General features: G+C 62.1%; 25 protein-coding genes and 1 pseudogene. 14 read left to right on the top strand and 12 right to left on the bottom strand.

Features of this window, described 5'->3' with window-relative positions:
• Window positions 1-22: 22 nt before the first annotated feature.
• Entirely contained in the window at window positions 23-1,831 is a 1,809-nt protein-coding gene (locus BFP99_RS31495) for a monovalent cation:proton antiporter-2 (CPA2) family protein (protein ID WP_065949041.1), read from the bottom strand.
• Between the two features lie 126 nt (window positions 1,832-1,957).
• A complete protein-coding gene (locus BFP99_RS31490) occupies window positions 1,958-2,815 on the bottom strand; it encodes an EamA family transporter (RefSeq protein WP_065949040.1) in 858 nt (285 codons plus the stop codon).
• A 104-nt stretch (window positions 2,816-2,919) separates the two neighbouring features.
• Here BFP99_RS31490 and BFP99_RS31485 point away from each other — a divergent pair, with 104 nt between their 5' ends.
• The 3 genes from BFP99_RS31485 to BFP99_RS31475 all read left to right on the top strand — a co-directional run bounded on the left by BFP99_RS31485 (window position 2,920) and on the right by BFP99_RS31475 (window position 6,710).
• Window positions 2,920-3,702 carry an AraC family transcriptional regulator gene (locus BFP99_RS31485; RefSeq protein WP_065924383.1) on the top strand — a complete coding sequence of 261 codons (783 nt, stop codon included), beginning with the start codon at window positions 2,920-2,922 and terminating at the stop codon, window positions 3,700-3,702.
• A gap of 93 nt (window positions 3,703-3,795) precedes the next feature.
• Window positions 3,796-5,349: a DUF726 domain-containing protein gene (locus BFP99_RS31480; RefSeq protein ID WP_065949039.1), complete on the top strand. Its 1,554-nt coding sequence runs from the start codon at window positions 3,796-3,798 to the stop codon at window positions 5,347-5,349.
• A 41-nt stretch (window positions 5,350-5,390) separates the two neighbouring features.
• A complete protein-coding gene (locus BFP99_RS31475) occupies window positions 5,391-6,710 on the top strand; it encodes an Nramp family divalent metal transporter (protein ID WP_065924385.1) in 1,320 nt (439 codons plus the stop codon).
• Window positions 6,711-6,731: 21 nt separating this feature from the next.
• Here the strand turns inward: BFP99_RS31475 and BFP99_RS31470 are convergent, their stop codons facing one another.
• From BFP99_RS31470 to BFP99_RS31460, 3 genes are all read right to left on the bottom strand, one after another.
• Entirely contained in the window at window positions 6,732-7,109 is a 378-nt protein-coding gene (locus BFP99_RS31470; RefSeq protein WP_065924386.1) for a type II toxin-antitoxin system VapC family toxin, read from the bottom strand.
• Window positions 7,106-7,465: a type II toxin-antitoxin system Phd/YefM family antitoxin gene (locus BFP99_RS31465; protein WP_235865582.1), complete on the bottom strand. Its 360-nt coding sequence runs from the start codon at window positions 7,463-7,465 to the stop codon at window positions 7,106-7,108. Before BFP99_RS31465 ends, BFP99_RS31470 begins: the two co-directional genes overlap by 4 nt.
• Before the next feature lie 116 nt (window positions 7,466-7,581).
• Complete coding sequence (locus BFP99_RS31460) at window positions 7,582-8,514, bottom strand: LysR family transcriptional regulator (RefSeq protein ID WP_065949053.1); 933 nt, start codon at window positions 8,512-8,514, stop codon at window positions 7,582-7,584.
• Between the two features lie 117 nt (window positions 8,515-8,631).
• Between BFP99_RS31460 and BFP99_RS31455 the strand changes: the two genes are divergently transcribed.
• The 3 genes from BFP99_RS31455 to BFP99_RS32625 all read left to right on the top strand — a co-directional run bounded on the left by BFP99_RS31455 (window position 8,632) and on the right by BFP99_RS32625 (window position 9,836).
• On the top strand, window positions 8,632-9,120 hold the full coding sequence (locus BFP99_RS31455; RefSeq protein WP_027607513.1) for a DMT family transporter: 489 nt from the start codon (window positions 8,632-8,634) through the stop codon (window positions 9,118-9,120).
• Between the two features lie 4 nt (window positions 9,121-9,124).
• Window positions 9,125-9,577 (top strand): DMT family transporter, encoded by a 453-nt coding sequence (locus tag BFP99_RS31450; RefSeq protein WP_065924387.1) that lies wholly within the window; start codon window positions 9,125-9,127, stop codon window positions 9,575-9,577.
• An 88-nt stretch (window positions 9,578-9,665) separates the two neighbouring features.
• Window positions 9,666-9,836 (top strand): metallothionein, encoded by a 171-nt coding sequence (locus tag BFP99_RS32625; protein ID WP_074846300.1) that lies wholly within the window; start codon window positions 9,666-9,668, stop codon window positions 9,834-9,836.
• A 44-nt stretch (window positions 9,837-9,880) separates the two neighbouring features.
• Here BFP99_RS32625 and BFP99_RS31445 read toward each other — a convergent pair whose 3' ends face one another.
• Window positions 9,881-10,144: a hypothetical protein gene (locus tag BFP99_RS31445; RefSeq protein ID WP_027607511.1), complete on the bottom strand. Its 264-nt coding sequence runs from the start codon at window positions 10,142-10,144 to the stop codon at window positions 9,881-9,883.
• Between the two features lie 16 nt (window positions 10,145-10,160).
• The gene (locus BFP99_RS31440; RefSeq protein WP_065924388.1) at window positions 10,161-10,403 is read right to left on the bottom strand and encodes a DUF6555 family protein; all 243 of its coding nucleotides are present in this window, start codon (window positions 10,401-10,403) and stop codon (window positions 10,161-10,163) included.
• Window positions 10,404-10,519: 116 nt separating this feature from the next.
• Between BFP99_RS31440 and BFP99_RS31435 the strand changes: the two genes are divergently transcribed.
• The 3 genes from BFP99_RS31435 to BFP99_RS31430 all read left to right on the top strand — a co-directional run bounded on the left by BFP99_RS31435 (window position 10,520) and on the right by BFP99_RS31430 (window position 12,529).
• Window positions 10,520-11,296 (top strand): AraC family transcriptional regulator, encoded by a 777-nt coding sequence (locus tag BFP99_RS31435; RefSeq protein WP_065924389.1) that lies wholly within the window; start codon window positions 10,520-10,522, stop codon window positions 11,294-11,296.
• 69 nt (window positions 11,297-11,365) lie between these two features.
• Window positions 11,366-11,539 (top strand): DUF1427 family protein, encoded by a 174-nt coding sequence (locus tag BFP99_RS32620; protein WP_017849167.1) that lies wholly within the window; start codon window positions 11,366-11,368, stop codon window positions 11,537-11,539.
• 30 nt (window positions 11,540-11,569) lie between these two features.
• Window positions 11,570-12,529, top strand: coding sequence for a quinone oxidoreductase family protein (locus tag BFP99_RS31430; RefSeq protein ID WP_065949038.1), 960 nt, complete (start codon window positions 11,570-11,572; stop codon window positions 12,527-12,529).
• Between the two features lie 16 nt (window positions 12,530-12,545).
• Here BFP99_RS31430 and BFP99_RS31425 read toward each other — a convergent pair whose 3' ends face one another.
• The 3 genes from BFP99_RS31425 to BFP99_RS31415 all read right to left on the bottom strand — a co-directional run bounded on the left by BFP99_RS31425 (window position 12,546) and on the right by BFP99_RS31415 (window position 15,630).
• Window positions 12,546-13,574 carry a purine-nucleoside phosphorylase gene (locus BFP99_RS31425; protein ID WP_065949037.1) on the bottom strand — a complete coding sequence of 343 codons (1,029 nt, stop codon included), beginning with the start codon at window positions 13,572-13,574 and terminating at the stop codon, window positions 12,546-12,548.
• A gap of 14 nt (window positions 13,575-13,588) precedes the next feature.
• Complete coding sequence (locus BFP99_RS31420; protein ID WP_065949036.1) at window positions 13,589-14,536, bottom strand: nucleoside-specific channel-forming protein Tsx; 948 nt, start codon at window positions 14,534-14,536, stop codon at window positions 13,589-13,591.
• A gap of 155 nt (window positions 14,537-14,691) precedes the next feature.
• Window positions 14,692-15,630: an AraC family transcriptional regulator gene (locus tag BFP99_RS31415; protein WP_065924393.1), complete on the bottom strand. Its 939-nt coding sequence runs from the start codon at window positions 15,628-15,630 to the stop codon at window positions 14,692-14,694.
• 210 nt (window positions 15,631-15,840) lie between these two features.
• On the opposite strand from BFP99_RS31415, the gene BFP99_RS31410 reads away from it, so the two are divergent.
• Together BFP99_RS31410 and BFP99_RS31405 are read left to right on the top strand one after the other, a co-directional pair.
• Window positions 15,841-17,151, top strand: a complete 1,311-nt coding sequence (locus tag BFP99_RS31410; RefSeq protein ID WP_065949035.1) for an ABC transporter substrate-binding protein — start codon at window positions 15,841-15,843, stop codon at window positions 17,149-17,151.
• A gap of 21 nt (window positions 17,152-17,172) precedes the next feature.
• Entirely contained in the window at window positions 17,173-17,946 is a 774-nt protein-coding gene (locus BFP99_RS31405; RefSeq protein ID WP_065949034.1) for an L-iditol 2-dehydrogenase, read from the top strand.
• 50 nt (window positions 17,947-17,996) lie between these two features.
• Here the strand turns inward: BFP99_RS31405 and BFP99_RS31400 are convergent, their stop codons facing one another.
• A complete protein-coding gene (locus BFP99_RS31400; protein WP_065949033.1) occupies window positions 17,997-18,689 on the bottom strand; it encodes an NUDIX hydrolase in 693 nt (230 codons plus the stop codon).
• A gap of 146 nt (window positions 18,690-18,835) precedes the next feature.
• On the opposite strand from BFP99_RS31400, the gene BFP99_RS31395 reads away from it, so the two are divergent.
• From BFP99_RS31395 to nadE, 3 genes are read left to right on the top strand one after another with little or no spacing between them, the layout of a single operon-like run.
• Complete coding sequence (locus BFP99_RS31395) at window positions 18,836-19,483, top strand: nicotinamidase (protein WP_065924397.1); 648 nt, start codon at window positions 18,836-18,838, stop codon at window positions 19,481-19,483.
• Window positions 19,484-19,494: 11 nt separating this feature from the next.
• A complete protein-coding gene (gene pncB / locus BFP99_RS31390) occupies window positions 19,495-20,712 on the top strand; it encodes a nicotinate phosphoribosyltransferase (protein WP_065949032.1) in 1,218 nt (405 codons plus the stop codon).
• Window position 20,713: 1 nt separating this feature from the next.
• Window positions 20,714-21,520, top strand: a complete 807-nt coding sequence (nadE, locus tag BFP99_RS31385; protein WP_065949031.1) for an ammonia-dependent NAD(+) synthetase — start codon at window positions 20,714-20,716, stop codon at window positions 21,518-21,520.
• A 30-nt stretch (window positions 21,521-21,550) separates the two neighbouring features.
• On the opposite strand, the pseudogene BFP99_RS31380 reads toward nadE, so the two are convergent.
• A pseudogene (locus tag BFP99_RS31380) lies at window positions 21,551-21,826 on the bottom strand (ABC transporter substrate-binding protein); the annotation flags it as partial.
• Window positions 21,827-21,859: the final 33 nt, after the last annotated feature.

Genomic DNA, 21,859 nt, shown 5'->3' with positions numbered 1-21,859 from the left:
GCAATATCGTTCGCCCTTAGCCTCACACCTTGTCGGACTCTTCCTCAAGCCGATCCATCTCAAACAGTCGCGCCAGTTCCGCCCGGGCTTCCTGGGCGGTTTGCATCACCTTGGCCGCATCGTCGTACACCGCGTGCTGGGCGGCGAGCACTTGCAGGTCGTGGTGCTTGAAGCGGGTGATGCGGGCATCGGCCTGGGCCTGGGTCAACCCAAGGCCCACCAGGGTGCGACGGCTCATTTCCAGGCTGGAGTAGAAGGTCTCGCGAACCGGCGAGGCGTCGAGGTCCACCAGGCGGTGCACGTGCTGGCGGTTACGCGCACGGGCGATGATCTGCATGTGCGGGTAGAGGTTGCGCACCAGTTCGGCGGTCTTGATGTTGATCTCCGGGTCGTCCATGGCGATCACGAAGAACTCGGCCTGGTCGACCTTGGCGGCGTGCAGGATCTCCGGACGTTGCGGATCACCGTAGAACACCGGCATGCCGCCGAAACTGCGGGTCAGCTCGATGGTTTCCACCGAGGTGTCGAGGGCGATGAAGGAGATGTTCTGCGCGCGCAGGATCCGCGCGACGATCTGGCCCATACGGCCCATGCCGGCGATCACCACGCGCGGCGCATCGCTTTCGATGGTGCGGTATTCCTCCGGTACTTCCACCGGCTTGACCTTGGGCTTGAACAGCTTGGGGCAGACCAGCAGCAACAGCGGGGTGACGGCCATGGACAGGGTGATGGTCAGCACTAGCACGTCGTAGAGGTGCGGTTCGAACAGGCCCTGGTCGCGGCCGATCTTGAACACCACAAAGGCGAACTCACCGCCCGCCGCCAGCACCACACCCAGGCGCAGGGCGCTTTCGCGGTTGAGATCACCTACCATGCGGCCCACGGCGTACAGCAGCGGCAGCTTCAAACCGATCAACAGCAGGGTCAGGCCGATCACCACCAGCGGTGAGCTGAGCAGCAGGCTGAGGTTGGCGCCCATGCCCACGCTGATAAAGAACAGCCCCAGCAGCAGGCCCTTGAACGGCTCGATCTGGGATTCCAGTTCGTGGCGGTACTCCGAGTCCGCCAGCAGCAGGCCGGCGAGGAAGGCGCCGAGGGCCATGGACACACCCACCAGTTCCATCAGCCAGGCGGTGCCGATCACCACCAACAGGGCGGTGGCGGTGGACACTTCGCGCAGGCCGGTCTTGGCGACGATGCGAAACACCGGCCGCAGAAGGTAGCGGCCGCCGATGATCACCACGGCAATACTGCCGAGGATCTGCAGGACGTGTTGCAGGCCCTGGGCTTCGGTGGTCGGATGATCGCTGCCGGCCAGCAGCGGCACCATGGCAATCAACGGGATCGCGGCGATGTCCTGGAACAGCAGGATCGCAAACGCCAGGCGCCCGTGGGGCTGGTTCAGCTCCTTGCGCTCGGCCAGGCTTTGCAGGCCGAACGCGGTGGACGACAGCGCCAGGCCAAGGCCGAGCACGATTGCGCTGTTCCACGACTGGCCAAACAGCCACAACGCCACCGCTCCCATGACCAGGCCGGTGAGCAGCACCTGGGCCAGGCCGACGCCAAATACCGCTTTGCGCATCACCCATAAACGCTTGGGCGACAGCTCCAGGCCGATGATAAACAGCAGCAACACCACGCCCAGTTCGGAGAACTGCGCGACGCTTTGCGGGTTGCCAATCAGGCCCAACACCGACGGACCGATGATCACGCCGGCAAACAGATAGCCCAGCACCGCGCCCAATTGCAGGCGCTTGGCCAGGGGCACGGTCAGCACGGCGGCGAGCAGGAACACCACGGCTGCTTGTAACAGATTGCCTTCATGGGGCATTGCGAACTCCAGGATCTTTAAAACCAATCGACAGGAGGGTATTAGAGCGCTTTTTACCTTTCGAAAATTGTGTTTTTGCTGCGTTTGAGGGGACAACACGCCAGTGTGTGTCTGGCGGCGGGCGGTTCACACCGGCTTGCGGTATAAACCCACGGCCAGGCCGGCGATGATGATCGCAATCGAGATCAGGTCTGGCGAGGGAACGCGCTCGCCAATCAGCAGCATCGAACTGCTGATCCCGAACACCGGAATCAACAACGACAGTGGCGCCACCGTGGACACCGGGTACAGCTTGAGCAGCGAGTTCCAGCCCCAGTAGGCAAAGTGCGTCGCCAGGTACACCTGAAACAGAATGGACAGGATCGCAATGATGTCGAGGCTGGATTGCAAGCCTTCGAACGGCGCGCTGCCATGCATCAGCCAAGCCATGAGAAATAACGGGATCGGCGGAAACAGGCTGGCCCACACCATGAACGAGAAGACCTCAGTGACCCCCGACTTCTTGATGATGACGTTACCCACGCTCCAGGCCAGCGCACTGAGTACGATCAACATCACACCCAGCATTGCGTGGCTGCCTTCTCGGGTGGAGATGATAGCTGCCAGGCCGATCAGGGCCATAAATGCACCCGCCATTTGCGTCCCGCGGAGTGTTTCCCTGAACAACACGCAACCCCAGCCCATGGTGAAAAATACGCTGAGTTGAATGATCAATGACGCGATGCCGGGGCTCACACCCCTCTCGATGCCATAGTTGATCACGCCCCACATGCCCAGCCCGAAGATGACGCCGTAGGCGGCCACGTAGCTGAATTTGACGGCGGGGCGCTTGATGAAGAACACCAGCGGCAGGGCGGCGAGGGAAAAGCGGATGCCCGTGAGGACAAAAGGGTCGACCGAGCGCAGGCCGAGTTTGGTGATGGGGAAATTCACCCCCCATACCAGGGTGACGAGCACGGCTAGCGCCAGGTGTTTTTTCAGCATGGAATGTTCCCTTGGTCATGACGCTTTTTCGAGGGCGTTGATGTTAGGGGAGTGGCGGGTTGGCCCGCTTGCTATGCAAGGCCATCTTTTGACAGAATCGGGCCATGATTCCGACCTTTGATTCCGCCAGCCCAGAAGCCGTGGTAACGCTGCGCGAATACCCTTGCGGCACCGTCTTTGAGCGGCACACGCACTCACGTGGGCAGTTCGCCTATGCCTCCACCGGCGCGCTGAAAATGTTCACCGATCTCGGCAACTGGGTGGTACCGCCGCAACGGGCGATCTGGGTGCCGGGTGGTGTGCCCCATGAAATGCATATGCGCGGGGATGTGGTGATGCTCAATACCTACCTGGACACCGATGCCGCTAAGCGAGCGCGGTTGCAGGACCGCTGCCAGGTGTTTGAAGTGTCGCCCCTGCTCAGGCATTTACTGGAGGCGGCGCTGGCTATCGACTCCTCGGCATTACCCAGCGTGAGGCATCACTGCGTGCTGACGCTGTTGATTGATGAAATCGGAGCCATGCCCGAGCTGCCACTCAGCGCGCCATTGCCGTGCGAGCCGCGGCTGGCGCGAGCGTGTCAGCGCTTCCTGGATGCGCCCACGCAGAAAATCACCCTCGACGAGATGGCTGATTGGTCGAACATGAGTCGGCGCACCTTCACCCGCCATTTCTACGAGGGCACGGGGATGACGTTCGTGTCCTGGCGCCAGCAGGTGTGCCTATTGGAAGCCACCGCACGGCTAAGCCATGGCACGTCCATCACCGATGTCGCCTTCGAATTGGGGTTCAGCAGTTCCAGTGCATTCACCTCCGTGTTCCGGCGCAACCTGGGGGATTCGCCGGCGCGCTACCTGGCCAAATCAAAGGCTGCGGCGCAGTTCTGAGCCTTCGCGACCGCCACGCCGGTCAGGATTGACCGTTCTACAGGCCTCCCTTTGTTATTATCGCCGTCCCTCGTTACCAGGAGTCACCGGCCCATGCAGCACCAGTGGGATGAAATGCACCGCACCCGCAAGCCCACGTTCGTATTGTGCGGCGAGCCTCAGGGCGATGTGCTCAATCTCTATGTTCACGGTTACTCGGCGTTCTTTAACCGGCAACAGCTGGGCAATTTCAAGCAACAGCTGGCGGGTATCGAGGGTTCGACCAACCTGATGCTGTTCTGGCCGGCGGGGCATTTTCTGGAAAACCTGTTTGCGCCCTTCAAGGAGGTGATCGCCGCGATGCTGGGTGGTGGCAGCATCGGTGCCGCGACCGTCGGCGTGGGCAAGGCGATTGCCTATTTTCTCGACCACTACAAAAGCGTCGAGGCGCGGGTGGAGGAAGTGGCCAGGAGCTTACTGCCGGAGCTGGCCAGCTACCTGCATGGCGAGGCGCTGCAGGTGCGGCGTATCAACCTGATCGGGCATTCCCTGGGGGCGCGGATTCTGGTCAAGAGCCTGCTTGCCAGCCCGGATACCGCACGGGAACTGCCGTTGGACAACCTGCTGTTGATGGGCGGAGCGATCTGTACGTCCAGCCCTTGGGATGAGGTGTGTGCGCCGCTCAAGGGGCGGGTGATCAATTGCCACTCCAGCAAGGACTGGGCCCTGGCCATGAAGCCGGACACCGAGCGGTGCATCGGCCGGTATGCGATCCCGGTGACGCCGGCACTCAAGGCCAAGGTTACCAATGTGCACCTGGCTACCTTTGATCATGCCGCGTACTGGCCGCAGTTGCAGACCGTGGTGCAGTACACCGACCTCTTGCATGAGCGGCGCGGCGTGATCCGCGCCGACCAGCGCAGCAGCGAGGTACGCTTTGCCGAAGAGGACACCGACTTGCTTGCGGCCCTGGTGCAGGCGCGGCCGGAGGAGCTGGCGTTCCTGGCCGAATTGATGGCGCAAAAGCGCAGTGCGTCGATTGACGCCACGGTACGCGAGCCGCTCAAGCTGGCCATCGAGTTGCAGCGCATGGGCGGCGACAGCTTTATGAACCTGGCCCGTGGCCATGGCGTGAACTATCGGCAGATTGCCGAAGAGGTGGCGCAGCGACTGGGAATCAAGTTTGCCGAGCCCGTTGAAACGATGGCACTGGCTGACCTCGAAGCCCAGGTCGCGGAAAAACTGCTCGAGCAGTACAAGGACAAACTCAGCCACGCCGACCGCCAGGTATTCGACGCTGAACTCAAGGCGGCGGCGCAAAAGGAGCTGGGTCTGTTCAGCCGTTTCGATGTCGGCCGAACAGCCACTACGGCGTTGAGCGGCACGGCGCTGGCCGGGTTGACCGGGTTTATCCTGCGTCGTGGTGCGGCCTCCGCGATCCCGGTGGTCGGCCAGGCGTTGGCGGCGGCGATGTTGCTGGTGAGCGGTGTACGGGCGTTTTCCGGCCCGGCGTACTCGATCACCACCCTGGCCGTGCTGGTGATCGGGGTGATTCGCCAGCGCATGGAGCGTGAAGCCTTGAACCAGGAGATGGACCTGGTGGTACAGGTCGTGGAGGCGTTTGACCTGCCTCGGGAGACGGTGATGCGCACGGTTGCGTCCGACTGATAAGCTGAGCCCCTGTCGAGTATGTTTGCCTGGGATACCGCGTGAAATTCAGCCTGCCGAAAATCGCTACCGCTCCATTCTGCCCGCCGGAAGTGGCCGGCTCCGTTGCCGTTGACCCCAAGGCGTCCTTCTTCAAGCGCATCCTGATGTTCGCCGGCCCCGGCCTGCTGATCTCCATCGGCTACATGGACCCAGGCAACTGGGCCACGGCCATCGAAGCCGGGTCGCGCTACGGCTACAGCCTGTTGTTCGTGGTATTGCTCGCCAGCCTGGCGGGGATGGCGGTGCAGTGCCTGTGCTCGCGGTTGGGTATCGCTACCGGCAAGGACTTGGCGCAACTGTGCCGTGAGCGCTACAGCAAACGCTCCGCACGCACCCAGTGGGTGCTGGCGGAAATCTCCATCATCGCCACCGACCTCGCCGAAGTACTCGGCTGCGCCCTGGCGTTTCACCTGCTGCTGGGCGTTTCCCTGACCACCGGTATTGTCATCACCGCCTTCGATACGCTGTTGGTCCTGGCCCTGCAAAACCGTGGTTTTCGCCGCCTGGAGGCGATCATGCTGGCGCTGGTGGCGACCATCGGCGTGTGTTTCTTCATTGAGCTGGTGCTGATCAAACCGTATTGGCCGGATGTGTTCAGTGGCTTCACCCCATCCCTGTCGGCCATCAGCGATGCCGCGCCGTTGTACCTGGCCATCGGTATTCTCGGCGCCACGGTGATGCCCCATAACCTCTACCTGCACAGCTCGATCGTGCAAACCCGCCTGATCGGCAAAGACCTCGCCAGCAAACAGGACGCGGTCAAGCTGGCCCGGATCGACACCATTGGCTCCCTGGCCCTGGCACTGCTGGTCAACGCCGCGATCCTGATACTCGCCGCCTCCGCCTTCTACAAGACGGGGCACACTGAGGTGGTGGAGATCCAGGACGCCTACCGCTTGCTCGACCCGCTGGTGGGCGGCGCCTTTGCCAGCATCCTGTTCGGCATCGCCTTGCTGGCGTCCGGGCAAAGCTCGACCTTTACCGGCACCATCGCCGGGCAAGTGATCATGGAGGGCTACCTCAACCTGCGCATTCCCTGCTGGCAACGCCGCCTGATCACCCGTGGGCTGGCGCTGATCCCGGCGTTTCTCGGGGTGTGGTTGATGGGCGACCAGGCCATTGGCAAGCTGCTGATCCTCAGCCAGGTGGTGCTCAGCCTGCAGTTGCCGTTTGCGTTGTACCCGTTGATCCGCATGACCGGCGACAAGCAGCTGATGGGGCCGTTCGTCAATCGCCTGCACACTCGGGTGTTGGCGTGGTTTCTGTTTGCGCTGATCAGTGGCGCCAATGCGTGGTTGATTGGGCAGTGGGTGTTCTGAGTTCCAGGCCGTGGGTGCGGGCTATACCAGGATTGCCAAGGATGTGTACTGGGCAATCTGCGTGTCGGCGGTCAATAGTCTCATCGGTTCACTGATGGCTGTCGCTACGATAAGCCGATCAAAAGGGTCTTTGTGATGAGGCTCAAGATCCTTGACGGCAATCGCGTGTTCCGAGGTGATGGGCAGTTCGACGAAACCGCTTTCAAGGCAGTATTCCCGGATTTCGTCCAGGTCTGCATCGAGTTTTCCAAGGCCGACCTTGATCGCCATTTCCCAGAAGGTTGCCGCGCTGACGTAGATCTCTGCGGCATTCTCGATCAGTCGTCGGGCTTTGCTGGATAGCTTCGGGTCGTCAGTCAGTGCCCAGAGCAGAACATGGGTATCCAGCAGCACCCTCATGGATGGCTGCCCTCAAACGCATCCAGCAGATCGGCTGGCAGGGGCGCATCAAAGTCCTCGGGGACAACGAGCTTTCCTTTCATCGCGCCAATTCGCTGACCTTTGGATTTCCCCACGGGGACGAGTTGCGCCATCGCACGTCCATGCTTGGCAATGGTGATAATTTTGCCGGCGGCGGCGTCATCCACCAGTTTTGACAGGTTATTCTTTGCTTCGCCCAAGGGTACGGTAATCATGAGGTGCTCCGCGTATTTTGGCCAAATATAGCCAAAACTGGGTGAGCTATCCAAGACGAGCCGACCGCTGGTTGCCGCCACACGTTCAGCGCGCGACGGCTTTGGGTACATGAAAACCATGGCATCTCTCCAAAAAGACATCGCCAAAGTCTGCCCCAATGCACCCGGTCCAAAATAGAGTGGCCCGTTAAATCAGACCGAGCCTACTTTTACTACTCGGAAAATTCCTCAACCGCTCATCGATCCCAATACGGCACCGTCCCAAAACACTCCACAAAATAATCGATCACCGTGCGCACCTTCAGGGACAGTCGTCGGCTCCCCGGCCACAGCGCAGCGATCTGCTGCGGCTCCAGCGTGGTCGCCACTTCATATTCCGTCAGTACCGCTTGCAGGGTGCCAGCACGCAGGCCTTCGCCGATCAGCCAGGACGGAAACACCACCAGGCCCAGGCCTTGTTCGGCGGCGTGGGTGAGGGTGTCGGCGTGGTTGCCGGTGATCGGGCCCTTGACGCTGTAGGGTGTCCAGTCGCCCTGGCCTTTGCGGAAGAACCAGCGTTGCTGGCCGGTGATGCCCTTGTAGGCCAGGCACTGGTGATGGAGCAGTTCCTCGGGGTGCTGGGGCGTGCCCTGGCGGGCCAGGTAGGCGGGGCTGGCGGCGAGGCGAAAGCGCTGGGGGGCGAAGATGCGTGCCTGCATGCTGGAGTCGTTGAGCACGCCGATACGGAACAGCAGGTCGGTGCCGTCTTGCAGCGGGTCGACGAAGGTGTCGGTTTGCTGGATGTCCAGTTGCAGCTTCGGGTAGCGCCGGCATAACTCGCCCAGCCACGGTGACAGGTGACGCTGGCCGAACACCATCGGCGCGTTGATGCGCACCAGGCCGCTGGGTTCGCTTTCCTGTTCCTGCAGGGCCTGGCCGGCGGCTTCCAGCTGTTCGAGCATCAAGCGCGCGTGTCGCCCCAGCAGGCGCCCGGCTTCGGTGGGGCTCACCGCGCGGGTGTGGCGGTAGAGCAACTGCTGGCCGAGGGCCTGTTCCATCAGTTGGATCTGCCGGGAGATGGAGGAGGGCGCCAGGCCTTCGCGGCGAGCCACTTCGGAAAAGCTGCCGTGATCCAGCACCGCGACGAACAGGCGCAGCGCCTTGAAACTCAATTCATTCAAGCCCTGCATCAGGCCTCCGGGTTGTGCGTAGTGCGCAAAGGTGTTGTCGGCATACTCCCATTTATCGCACAGGCAGGCCACCGGATAATGCGCGCCATGTTTCCTTTATTGACGCGCAGGTGATGTATGCAGGCCAGTTCTATCGAGGGTGTGGCGCAAGCCAGGCCAAAAAACAGCCTTTTACGGTTGCTGTTGTTGCCGCTGGTGATCCTGGCGGGCATGGGCCTGTCGGTGGAGGCCGGGTTGCTCGGGCCATTGGGCGTCCAGGTGGGGCATTTATGGGCAACCTTGAGCATCTTCGGCGTCGGCTCGGCGATTCTGTTTTTGCTGCTGCTGTTCAGCGGCCCGCAGAAGGGCCCGGCGTTGTCCGAGTTGCCGCGCTGGCAACTGATCGGTGGGTTCCTGGGGCCGATGTATGTGGTGGTGCTGACCCTGGCCACGCCGCACATCGGTATTGCCATGACCATGATCGCGATTTTGTCCGGCCAGGTGGGCAAGAGCGTGCTGATCGACCATTTCGGCTGGTTCGGCACCGCACGCAAACGGGTCAATGGCGAGCGCTGGATAGCCCTGGCGTTGATTGTGGCGGCACTTGTTCTGATTGCACGAGGGTAAGGCGATGAATCTGATTCTGTTATTGGTGCTGGTGATTGCTGCCGGTGCGGTGCTGAGTGTGCAGGCGGCAATCAATGGTCGTCTCGGCCAGGCGGTGGGCGTGTTGCGCAGCAGTCTGCTGACGTTCGCAGTGGGCGCGCTCACCACCGCGCTGCTGATTTTCTTCTTCGAACCGGCCCAGGTCCTCAGCCTGCTGGACGTGCCCAAATGGCAACTGACCGGTGCATTGTTCGGCGTGGTGTACATGATGGTGATGGTCGGGGCCGTGCCGGTGGTCGGTACTGCAGTGGCAACCGTGGCCGTGATCACAGGGCAATTGGGCATGGGCATGCTGATCGATAACTTCGGTTGGCTGGGCAACCCGGCTGTCGAACTGTCGAGCAGCCGCATCCTGGCGATGGTGTGTCTGGCTCTGGCCTTGGTGTTCATGTACCGCAGCAATACGCGCACCGACTGATGGTTTGAACCATCGCCGAGGCCTGGCAGTCACTGCTTAAGGTGCCGGCAACCGCCGCACCGGACGACCATGAAGAAGGAGTCTGGCCATGCCTGATCAAACCTGTGCCTGCCCACATTGCAAGTGTGTGCTGGGCGTCGATGCGGTAATGAAGGACGGTAAGGGCTATTGCTGCCAGGGCTGCGCCGAGCACCATGCCCATGGCGAGCCTTGTGCGGCGGCGACGGGGTGCGAGTGCGCCAAGTCGGCTAAAGGCTGAATACGTTCGCAGGGAGCCTGAATAGCGGGCTCCCTGCGTATCGATTACTGGGGTTCCAGCTCCAGGCGCAGGCTGTGGTCGGACAAGCGCCGGCTGTCTTTTACCACGCCGCTGGTTCGTCGACCTTCGAGGGCCAGCACCAGGGTCTGCGCATCATGCAAATCGTCCGGCAGCGGCTGGAACACCTTCAGCACCAGCCAGCCGGGCTTATGCTGCACGCTCACCTGGCACTCGACATGCTTGGCCAATGGCCCGAACAACGTGTCCCGGGTGTAATCGATGCGCGCCTTGCCGTTGATTGAATCCATGCTCATTTCTCCTTGATCAAGCCTGGGCGCGCGCATCCGAGCGGCGCCATTGAACGTTTTTTATGCCGAATTTCTCGGCCTGTTCCTGGCTGGTTTTCTTCACCCGCTCGCGGGCGAAACGGCCGATACGGCCCACGCCGGCGTCACAGCTTGCCCAATGCCAGGCCTCCAAGGTATCCAGCTTTTCCAGACGAATAATGAATGACTTGGCTTCCTCATGAAGGGTGTAGTCGATCACAAACAGTTTTGCGTTATTCATTGGCCCCTCAACCCTGGTGGTGTAAGCAAGTGATCGCCCTCGGCGGCAAAAATTCACTCGGATTGTCCGGCGGTGGTCATTACCATGGCGGCTGACTCCCGATAGATGTGCTCCCCATGGCCCTGGCCGCACCCCCCGACCTCAGTGATCATGCCGTCCCCGTGCAACCCTTGGCGCGCACCTACCCGCGTGGCCTGTACGTGGAGCCCCATCGCCACGACTGGGGCCAATTGCTCTATGCCATGAGCGGCGTGATGTGGGTCGAGACGCCTCGTGAAGCCCTGGTGGTACCGCCCCAGCGCGCGGTCTGGCTGCCGCCGGGCGTGGAGCACGGCATCCGGGTGGTGTCGGATTTGCAGATGCGCAATATCTACTTGCGTCCGGCCTTGGCGGCGACATTGGACAGCCAGGTGCAAGTGATTGAAGTCGGTGGGCTGCTGCGTGAGTTGATCGTCACGCTGGTGGAACAGGGCGACAGCGGTGACGAGGGATATTACGCCGCCTTGGTCGGCCTGGCCCTGCTGGAGTTGCAACGGGCACGCCGCTCGCAGATCCGTATCGCCATGCCGGTGGAGGCCGATCGCCGGCTGATCAGCGCGTGCCAGGCGGTCATGGCGGCGCCGTCCCTGGAGATTCCTTTCGAGCAGCATGCGGAAGCGGCAGGTGCCAGCGTGCGCACCTTGGCGCGACTGTTCCAGCACCACCTGGGCATGGGCTTTGCCGAATGGCGCCGCCAGGTGCAATTGGCCACGGCGGTGGCCGAGCTGATCCAGGGCCAGTCGGTCAGTGCTGTCGCGCGTTCCCTGGGCTATTCGCCGAGCAGTTTCAGCGACATGTTCCGGCGTGAACTGGGGATGGCGCCTTCCCAGTACGTGAGTTGGCCGAAATCCTGAAGCCCTTGGCCGATGCTGCCGGGATGGGCTCCCTACACTAAGCCCATCAACCCAACAGGCGTCGCCCCCATGAGTTACCTGATCTCCCTTGCCATTGGCCTCTTTGTCGGCGTGATCTACGGCGCGCTGGACTTCCGTTCGCCCGCACCGCCTGCCATTGCGCTGGTGGGCCTGATGGGCATGCTGCTCGGCGAAAAACTCTGGCCCATGGGCCGGCAGTTGGTCAGCGGTTGGTTGTCCTGATTCCTTTTCTCCCTTCGATGGATACTGGCAATGAAAGCACTGCAATTTTCCACCACTGGCGACCTTGCCGCCCTGAGCTTCGTCGACGTCGCGACGCCGGTGCCGGCCGCCGATCAAGTGCTGGTACGGATCAAGGCGGCGGGCCTCAACCCCAGCGACGTGAAGAACGTACTCGGGCGTTTCCCCTACACCACCGTGCCGCGCATACCTGGCCGCGACTTCGCCGGCGTGGTGGTGCAAGGTCCGCAGGCGCTGGTGGGGCAGGAGGTCTGGGGCACCGGTCGCGACCTGGGCTTTTTCGCCGACGGTTCCCACGCCCAATACCTCACCGTGTCGGCCAAAGGCGTGGCGCACAAACCTGCCCACCTGAGTTTTGCCCAGGCCGCCAGCCTGGGTGTGCCCTACACCACGGCCTGGGATGCGCTGCAGCGCAGTGGCGTGGACAAAGGCACGTGCTTGCTGGTGATCGGCGCCAATGGGGCGGTGGGCAGCGCGGCATTAGCCTTGGGGAGGGTCCTGGGTGCGCAGGTGTTGGCAGCGGTGCGCAAGGCTGATCAGGTCGAGGTATTGCAGGGGCAAGGGTTCGACGCGATTGCGTTGGGCAAGCCCGAGGCGCTGGGCGCGCAGGTCAATGCGGTGTTCAAGGGCGGCGCCGATGTGATCTTCGACACCACCGGTTTCTGGCTGCCGGCGGCCGTGGCAGGCCTGGCGCCGTTCGGTCGCATCGCGATCATTGCCGCGCCGGTGGACGGTCACGTACAACTGCCGGCCCTGGCCCTGTATCGCAAGGGCGGCTCGGTGGTGGGGATCAATTCATTGCTCTACAACTGTGAGCAGTGCGCGGTGATGCTGGAGCAGTTCGGACGTTTTTTCGACGAAGGCTTGTTGCCGCTGCCCACCGGCCTGCGCGAGGTGGCGCTGGTCGATGGGGTGCAATGCTATGGGGAGGTGAACCAAGGCAGCGCGGACAAAATCATCTTCCTGCCTTGACACTTTTTGAGCGGCACTAGGCTTCTGGAACGCCTTTTTTCCAGGCCGACCAGTTGTTGAGGATCGCCTGTACCAGCGGGTTCCCCGTGCGGTACAGGTTTTCCAGCGCCGGTACGAACCCGCCCTGGTCGGCGTATTTGAGCAGGTTGTCGACTTCGCTGTAGCCGGGGTATGGGCGGTCGAAGTCCGAACCGGCACGTACGACGGCCAGGCGCTGGATGTCCACCAACCCCTCGCGGCTGGCGCGCAGCAAGGCTTCGTACGTGGAGTTGTCTTCCTGTTGGGTGGTGCAGTACTCGCCTTTGTTATCCGTGAGCAACTTGGTCCACACCTCGGCGCGTTCGCTCAGGCGCGTACCGGAGAACCAGGTATTGCCCGCCAGGGTGTCGCAGCGGGTGACTTGCGGCGGCTGGTTGGCGGGCGCGGCGGGGTAGTGTTTGCGCCAGGCGGCGGACTCTTTGCTTTCCGTAAGTTCGACTGTGTGCGACAGGGCGAACGCCTTGGCCTGCAGCTTGGGGTTCAGTTCAAACACTTCGGTCTTGTAGTCCAGCGGCGGCTTTTCGTTGGGCCCCTTGGTGTTGATGCCAAGGTAGCCGGTCGGCCAATCCTTGGGCGCATCCCGCGAATCCAGCTCCCACTGGGTGCCGAACTCCACCAGGTAGTGGGCCCAGGCGGCAGTGCCGATGGTGCCGTGTTTCGGGCTGATCCCGGCAATCCCGGCGATCAGGAAATAGCTCTGGCGCAGGTCGAACTTGGGCGACAACGCCAGGGCCAGGGTGGACGCGGCGGCGTTGGTCTGGCCCATGCCGGTCACCAGCAGGCACACGTCCCGGGTGTTGCAGCGGATCACCGGGTATTCGGCGGACAGGCCCGGCACGCGCACTTCCTGCTTGAGTTCCAGGCGGTCGATCCAGGTTTGCGCCTCGGGGGCGAACATGGTGATCAGCATCACCTTGGGCTTGATGGGGGCAGCAGAATCAGCCAGCACTACATGGGGCAGCAGGGCAAGGCCGACGGCCAGCGAAAGACGGGTAAATGTATTCATCTAATACTCCTTGATCAGAATTGGTAGCCCACGCCGGCGTAATAACCCCAGCCGTCGGAGCGGGCGCGGAAGTTACCCTCGCCGAAGTTCAACTCACTGCCATCTTCCCAGTTGCCGCCGTTATGAAAATAACGACCGACCAGGGTGAAGCGCAGGTGGGTGAAGGAATACAGCAGCACGTTGGTTGCCACCAGGGCGTTGGCGGTGCGCGCCGGGTTGTCCTTGTGCAGGTCCGAGCCGAAATCGTAGTTGGTGAAACCGATATAGGTCAGCGACGCACCGTTGTCGAACTTGCCGATGGGCACGATGTATTTCATCTGCGCGCGGTAGCCATCCCAGGAATACTCATTGCTGGCGCCGTAGTTTTCCCACTGGTAACGCCCGTAGAAGTTCGCCGACAAGTTGACTCGCGAATGGGTGTCGATGTCCGTACCGAGGCCGCTGTACAGGGTGTTGGCGCGGTTGGCTTTATTGCTGCCGTGGTCGTAGATCCAGTCGAACGCCACATACCATTCCTTGAACGGGCCGATGGCCAGGCTGCGTCCGGCCAGGTAGTCGATGGAGATACGCGGCTCGTGCTCCATGAAGACCGGCGAGCCATGGTCCCACGCGCCTTTGTCGTTACTGTTGCCGATGCCGAGGATCTTCGGCACGTCGATGTAGCCGTACAACTCGAAGGGCCCCTTGCGGCCGAAGTACTCGTATTCCAGGTAGACATCATCCTGGGGCTTGGGGCCGAAGCTGATGTCTTTACTGCCGATCAGTGTCAGATCCTGGTTGAACCATTCCGACAGATAGACGCCTTTTTTCGCCGGGCTGGCCTCAGGGCTCAGGGTTTCGCCCTGTGCTGAGTCATCCACGGATTTTTCCTGCGCCAAAATGGGCGCGCTGAGTACTCCCGTTACGGCGGCCAGTAGCAAGGAAACACCAAAGCAGGCACGGGGCTTTGAGGTGGGGTGCATTGAAAGTCCCTATTCGTACGCGGTTTGAACCCGATTCATCGGGTCGTGGTGAACTTGGCGGTCAAGTTCGTACCGCAAACGGTTGCACAGGCTGTACCAACTTTGCTTAATGGATTGAATGTCATGGAAAAAAGCCGAATTACTCGACCTTTTGATCAGAAATGACTGGGTGTCATTTTCTCGATGGGGTTGAACAGGTGTATCGGCGGTTCGCGGCGATATTCACTGGGCGTCTGGTGCATCTCGATCCGAAAGTGCCGGTTGAAGTTGGACAGGTTGGCGTAGCCCACTTCAAAACAAATATCCGCCACCGACATCTCGCTTTGCAGCAATAACCGACAGGCGCGTTGCACGCGGAATTTGCGCATCAGGTCGATAAACCCATGGCCCGTGTTGCGCTTGAAGAAACGTGAGAAGCCCGGTTCGCTCATGTCCAACTGTTGGGCGATGACCGAGAGGCGCACGTCGCCGGTGAGTTCGCGCATCAGGTAGTCGAAGGCCTTGTTGATGCGCTCGGCGCTGCGTGCGTCCAGGGTCGGGGCGTAACAGGGGCTGGCCAGGGCCTTTACCTGCTGCGCCGGAGCGTTTTTCAGGCTGTCGAGCAGTTGCAGGAACAGGGTCAGCCGTTGCAGGCCGTGGGCGTTGCCGATGGCCTCCATCAAGCGTGCGGCCTGCACGGCGGTGTCGCCGCTGAATTCCAGGCCGCGCCGGGCCTGTTCGAACAGCGCGTGCAAGTCGCCGAGTTCCGGCAGGGTGTCGCGCAGGGCGAGGAGGGCGGCGCCGTCGAATTGCAGCACCACGTCACGGCCGGCCAGGTGTTCGCCGGGCGCCAGTTCGCCGATCCAGTCGTGGGGCAGGTCCGGGCCGATCAGCGCCACATGCCCGGCACTGAACGCACCGATATAGTCGCCCGCCACCAACTTGCCGCTGCCCTGGCGAATCAGGTGGATTTCGAATTCGGGGTGGTGGTTCCAGCGCGCCAGATCGTAAGGGTAGTCGTGCTCGAACCAGCGAAAGCAGTGCTGCGGCTCGGGCAGGATCACCTCAAGCTCGGCGGGGCGGTGTTCGAACAGCTTGGCGCGACTGACGGGCATGGTGATGCCTCTTCTATGGGTGCAGTCGCCTCAAAATACGCGGGTGGCACTACCTGCGCTACCCCCGGTTTCGCCCCGCACTGATACTTTTTTGATCCTGAACCAGCGGTTAAAAAAGTATCAGCCGCGCATGCGCCATGCGTTTGTGAGGGCTAGGCCCAAGCTGCTGTAATCGGCCCTCAACAACAAAAACAACAGGTGGAAACCGCTATGTCCAAGATTCCGCAAGCGTTGTTCCTGCTTTCCGGCCTGGCCTTGGCTTTGCCCAGCCAGGCAGCCGACACCGTGACCATCGCTACTGTCAATAACAGCGACATGATCCGCATGCAACGCCTCTCCAAGGTGTTCGAGCAGCAGCACCCGGACATCCAGCTCAACTGGGTGGTGCTGGAAGAAAACGTGCTGCGCCAGCGCCTCACCACCGATATCGCCACCCAGGGCGGCCAGTTCGATGTGCTCACCATCGGCACCTACGAAACCCCGCTGTGGGGCGCCAAGCGCTGGCTGGAACCACTGACCCAATTGCCGGCCGATTACGACGCCGACGATATCTTCCCCTCGGTGCGCCAGGGCCTGTCGGTCAACGGCACCCTGTATGCCTTGCCGTTCTACGGGGAAAGCACCGTCACCTACTACCGCACCGACCTGTTCAAGCAGGCCGGCCTGAGCATGCCGGCGCACCCGACCTGGACGCAGCTCGGTGAATTCGCCGCCAAGCTCACCGACAAGAACAACGGCCAATACGGCATGTGCCTGCGCGGCAAGGCCGGTTGGGGCGAGAACATCGCGCTGCTGAGCACCATGGCCAACGCCTTCGGTGCGCGTTGGTTCGATGAGCAGTGGAAGCCTGAGTTGACCAGTCCCGAATGGACCGCCGCCGCCAACTTCTACGTCAACACCCTCAAGCAATACGGCCCGCCCGGCGTGTCCAGCAACGGCTTCAACGAAACCCTGGCGTTGTTCAACAGCGGCAAGTGCGCGATCTGGGTCGATGCCAGCGTCGCCGGCTCCTTCACCACCGACAAGAGCCAGAGCAAGGTCGTCGACAGCGTAGGCTTCGCCGCGGCCCCCACCGAAGTCACCGACAAAGGCTCCTCCTGGCTGTACGCCTGGTCGCTGGCCATCCCGGCCACGTCCACGCACAAGGACGCCGCCAAGGCCTTTATCGCCTGGGCCACGTCCAAGGACTACATCCAGTTGGTCGCCGATAAAGAAGGCATCACCAACGTACCGCCTGGCACCCGCCAGTCCACCTATAACGCGTCGTACCTCCAGGCCGCACCGTTTGCCCAGGTGACCCTGGAGATGATGCGGCACGCCGACCCCGCGCACCCGTCGGCCAAACCCGTGCCGTACGTGGGCATCCAGTACGTGACCATCCCCGAGTTCCAGGCCATCGGCACGTCCGTCGGCAAGCTGTTCTCGGCGGCGCTGACGGGCGGCATGTCGGTCGAGCAGGCGTTGCTCCAGGCGCAGTCCACCACCGAGCGCGAAATGAAACGCGCCGGCTATCCCAAATAATGTTCAAAGGACACCTGCCTTATGAAACGACTCGAAGGTAAGAGCGCGCTGATCACCGGCTCGGCGCGCGGGATTGGCCGCGCGTTTGCCCAGGCCTATATCGCTGAAGGCGCGACCGTCGCCATCGCCGACATCAACCTGCAGCGGGCCCAGGCCACCGCCGCCGAGCTTGGCCCACAGGCCTACGCGGTAGCGATGGACGTCACCGACCAGGCTTCCATCGACAGCGCAATTGCCGCCGTGGTCGCCCAGGCCGGCAAGCTCGACATCCTGGTCAACAACGCGGCGCTGTTCGACCTGGCGCCCATCGTCGACATCAGCCGCGACAGCTTTGATCGGCTGTTCTCGATCAATGTCGCCGGCACGCTGTTCACCCTGCAAGCCGCCGCCCGGCAGATGATCTGCCAGGGTCACGGCGGCAAGATCATCAACATGGCCAGCCAGGCCGGGCGGCGTGGCGAGCCGTTGGTGGCGATCTATTGCGCGACCAAGGCGGCAGTGATCAGCCTGACGCAATCGGCGGGGCTCAACCTGATCAAGCAGGGCATCAACGTCAACGCCATCGCCCCCGGCGTGGTGGATGGCGAGCATTGGGACGGGGTGGATGCGTTGTTCGCCAGGCATGAAGGCCTGGCGCCTGGCGAGAAGAAGCGGCGGGTGGGGGCGGAGGTGCCGTTCGGGCGGATGGGGACGGCCGAGGATTTGACCGGGATGGCGATTTTCCTGGCGTCGAAGGAGGCTGATTATGTGGTGGCCCAGACCTACAACGTCGACGGCGGCAACTGGATGAACTAAGCCATACCCCAATCAAAACTGTGGGAGGTCATCGTTCTTGAAAAGGGTGCCTAGTCGGCAAAACTGCGATCAAAGAAGTAAACCGCCCCAGGCTTCAGGTTCTCCACCGTCGCCTGGGGCCTGCCGCCTTCACCCTGCTTCTTGCGCCCCGTCTCGCGCAAATATCCCGCTTCCGTCAGCTTCAACAAGCGCTGGCGAATACTGGTCTTGAGCACCGGCCGCTCCAGCACCAGGGAAAAGATCGTGGTCGCCTCCGGCGCGCTGAACTCATTGCCCAGGAACATCAGCGGCAAGCTGCTGTACAGCGACTTGGAAAACAGGCGTTCCTGCACGGCCGCGACGATGCTGTTGTGATCGAACGGCAACTTGATGCTGCCATCGGCCACCGCCTGCAGCGGGAACCAGCCTTGATGCTCACTCGGCGCCACCTCATCCGCGACGATCGCCAGGTAGTACGTTGACGACGACCAGCAACGCGGATCGCGAAACGCATCGCCCACCGTGCCCACTTGCTCGCTCCAGGCCAGCTCCAGGCCGACCTTGCTGCTGGCGCGTAAGCGTTCCACCGCATCCTGGAGGCTCAGATCTTGCACGCCGCCATTCACCACCACCCCCGGCAACGCCCAATGCCCGGCGAAGGGCTCGGCTTCGCGCTTGTTCAGCAACAACTGGAGTTCCCCGGCGGCGCGGCAGTAGCACAGCACGCACAGGTCGACGGTATGGAGGTAGGGGCTAAGGGGCATGTGACGTCCTTCTGAACAGCGGTGGGGCACAGTCTAACGGATCGAACAGATATGTCATGTACCTGCGTCAGGATAGATAAATAAATGTTTCTTGCAATGAAAGTACATGACGTGTACTTTTGTTTCCAGGCCACAGGAGAACCGCCATGACCCTTGCGAAAACTGCCATTGCTTCATTCGACGTCGATGCCCAGAAGAGCTTCACGCCACTGTGCCCCAACGAGTTGCCGGTGGCCGGCGGTGACCGGATCGGTGCCGAACTCAACTACATGGCCAGCCTCGCCGGCCACCGCGTCGGCAGCAAGGACGCCCACACCCCGCATGCACCCTGGGTGGTCGCCCAGCACAGCGAGATGCTCCAGCCCACCGGCCTGGTACACGCCGATGTGACCTGGGTCAGCCACTGCGTGCCGGGCACCGAAGGCTTTACCTTGCTCGACGAGCTGCCCACGCCCTATGACTACGACTACTTCATCTGGAAGGGCGTCGAACCCGACCTGCACCCCTATGGCGCCTGCTATCACGACCTGCACGACAAACTCTCCACTGGCGTGATCGAGTACCTCAAGGCCCAGGGCGTCACTCGCGTGATCGTCGGCGGCCTGGCCCTGGACTACTGCGTCAAGACCACCGCCTTGCAACTGCTCAAGGCCGGCCTGGAGGTGGTCCTGCACCTGCCGGCGTGCCGGGGGATCAGTGAGGAGGGCGGTGTACAGGCCGTCAATGAGTTGCTCAAGGCCGGTGCCGTCATCAGCAGCACCCGCGAAGAACTGGCCGCGATGGCCACGCGTTAAGGAGATACACCATGGAAAGTGCCTACGACTACGAAGCCCCGGTGATCCAGGGCTTGCTCGACACCGACTACTACACCTTCACCATGATGCAGGCGGTGTTGCACCAGCACCCGAATGTCGATGTGGAATACAACTTCATCGTGCGCGCCAAGGAAAAGCTCGGTCACCTGATCCCCGAGTTGCGCGCCGAGCTTGAGAACATGGCCGGCCTGCAGATGCGCGAGGGCGAATTGCGCTTTCTGTTCAACCCACGCTTTCGCGAATACCTGACCCCCGACTACGAACGCTTCCTCGGCCTGTTCCGCTTCAACCTGCGCTATATCCACGTCAGCGAAGTCGACGGCCAACTGAACATCCGTGTGGTCGGGCCGATGCTGCACTGCATCATGTTCGAACAACCGGTACTGGCGCTGGTCAGCGAGCTGCGCAACCGCGCCAAATACCCCGACGTGACCCTGGAAGACGTCACCCGCAAGCTCTACCAGAAGTTCGACTGGCTGGAGAAAAACCTCAGCCGCGAGGAGTTGGCCGACCTGCGCGTCTCCGATTTCTCCACGCGCCGGCGCCTGTCGTTCAAGGCCCAGCGCGAAGTGGTGGACATCATGCGCCGCGACTTCCCCGGCCAGTTCGTCGGCACCAGCAATGCGCACCTGGCTTACGAATTCGACCTGCCGCTGATCGGCACCATGGCTCACCAGTGGATGATGGTGCATCAGCAACTGGGGCGGTTGCGCGAAAGCCAGAACGCCGGCCTGGAAAACTGGGTGCGTGAATACCGCGGCCGCCTGGGCATTGCCTTGACCGACACCATCAGCACCGATTTTTTCCTCAAGGATTTCGACCTGTACTTCGCCAAGCTCTATGACGGCCTGCGCCAGGACTCCGGTGATCCCATCGCCTGGGCCGACAAGGTGCTGGCCCGCTACAAACAGCTGGGTATCGACCCGATGACCAAGGACCTGATGTTCTCCGACGGCCTGAACTTCGAAAAGTGCCTGCCGATCCTGCGGCACATCCGTGGCAAGGCCAGGTTCGGTTTCGGCATGGGCACCAGCCTGGCCTGTGATGTGGACGGCGTTGAGCCGCTGAGCATCGTCATGAAGCTGGTGCGCGTACACGGCGAACCGGTGGTGAAGTTCTCCGATGACCCGGTGAAGAACGTCTGCGAAGACCCCTCGTTTTTGCAGTACGCAGCGAAGGTATTCAATGTCGGCAACGTGGAGGTGTGACATGCAGGAACGTATCGCGCAGGAACTCAACATCGATCGCACATTGGTGAAGGGCGGTGAAGCCCAGGAAATCCAACGGCGCCTTGACTTCATCAAGACCACCTTGCGCCATTCAGGCTGCAAGGCCCTGGTACTGGGCATCAGCGGTGGCGTCGACTCCCTCACCGCTGGGCGCCTGTGCCAACTGGCGGTGGAGCAACTGCGGGCCGAGGACTACGCCGCGCGCTTTATCGCCATGCGCCTGCCCTACAAGACCCAGGCCGATGAGAGCGATGCCCAGGCCTCGCTGGATTTCATCATCCCGGACCACATCGACACCCTGAACATCGCCGCCAGCGTCGACGGCCTGATGGCCAGCCTCAGCGCCACCGAAGCCAGCGCCGCCCAGGTGGATTTCATCAAGGGCAACGTCAAGGCCCGCACCCGCATGATCGCCCAGTACGCCGTGGCCAACCTGCACAACGGTCTGGTGGTCGGCACCGACCATGGCGCCGAAGCATTGATGGGCTTCTTCACCAAATTCGGCGACGGCGCCTGCGACCTGGCCCCGCTGTCGGGCCTGACCAAGACCCAGGTGCGCCTGCTGGCCAGTGCCCTCGGCGCCCCGGCGAACCTGGTGCACAAGCAGCCCACGGCCGACCTCGAAGAGCTGGCGCCGGGCAAGCTGGATGAACAGGCCTATGGCTGCACGTACGAGGAGATCGATGCGTACCTGATGGGTGAGCCGGTGAGTGAGCGGGTGAGGGACATCGTGGAACGCGCCTACCTGAAGACCGCCCACAAACGTGCGTTACCCATCGCCCCATGATCGTTCCACGTAGCGTGGGAATGATCAACTCGCCGTCTGCAAGTAACTGTGCATCGCGTCCACCCGTGCTCGGGTCTTGTCGGTGGTCGGCGTAGTCGGGCTCGACGGAATCTGGTCGCCTTCTTCCAATGCCGGTGCCTGAGCCTCGGCGGCCAGAAACAAGGCGTTGAGTTTCTGCGCCCGTTCCGGCAGGTCATTGCGTGCGGCCACGTTGAGCAGCACCGCGCCTTCCTTGGACTGTGCATATTCCATCGGCACGCCGAGCCGTTTTTGAGTGGCGACCTGAGTCGGGGTGACGCTGAAGATCCAATGTGGGCATCGGAACCAGCGAGTGTTGGC

Origin of the sequence: Pseudomonas sp. 1 R 17, assembly GCF_900067035.1 — a bacterium.
Lineage (GTDB): Bacteria > Pseudomonadota > Gammaproteobacteria > Pseudomonadales > Pseudomonadaceae > Aquipseudomonas > Aquipseudomonas marginalis.
This window is presented reverse-complemented; position numbering and strand designations above follow the sequence as displayed.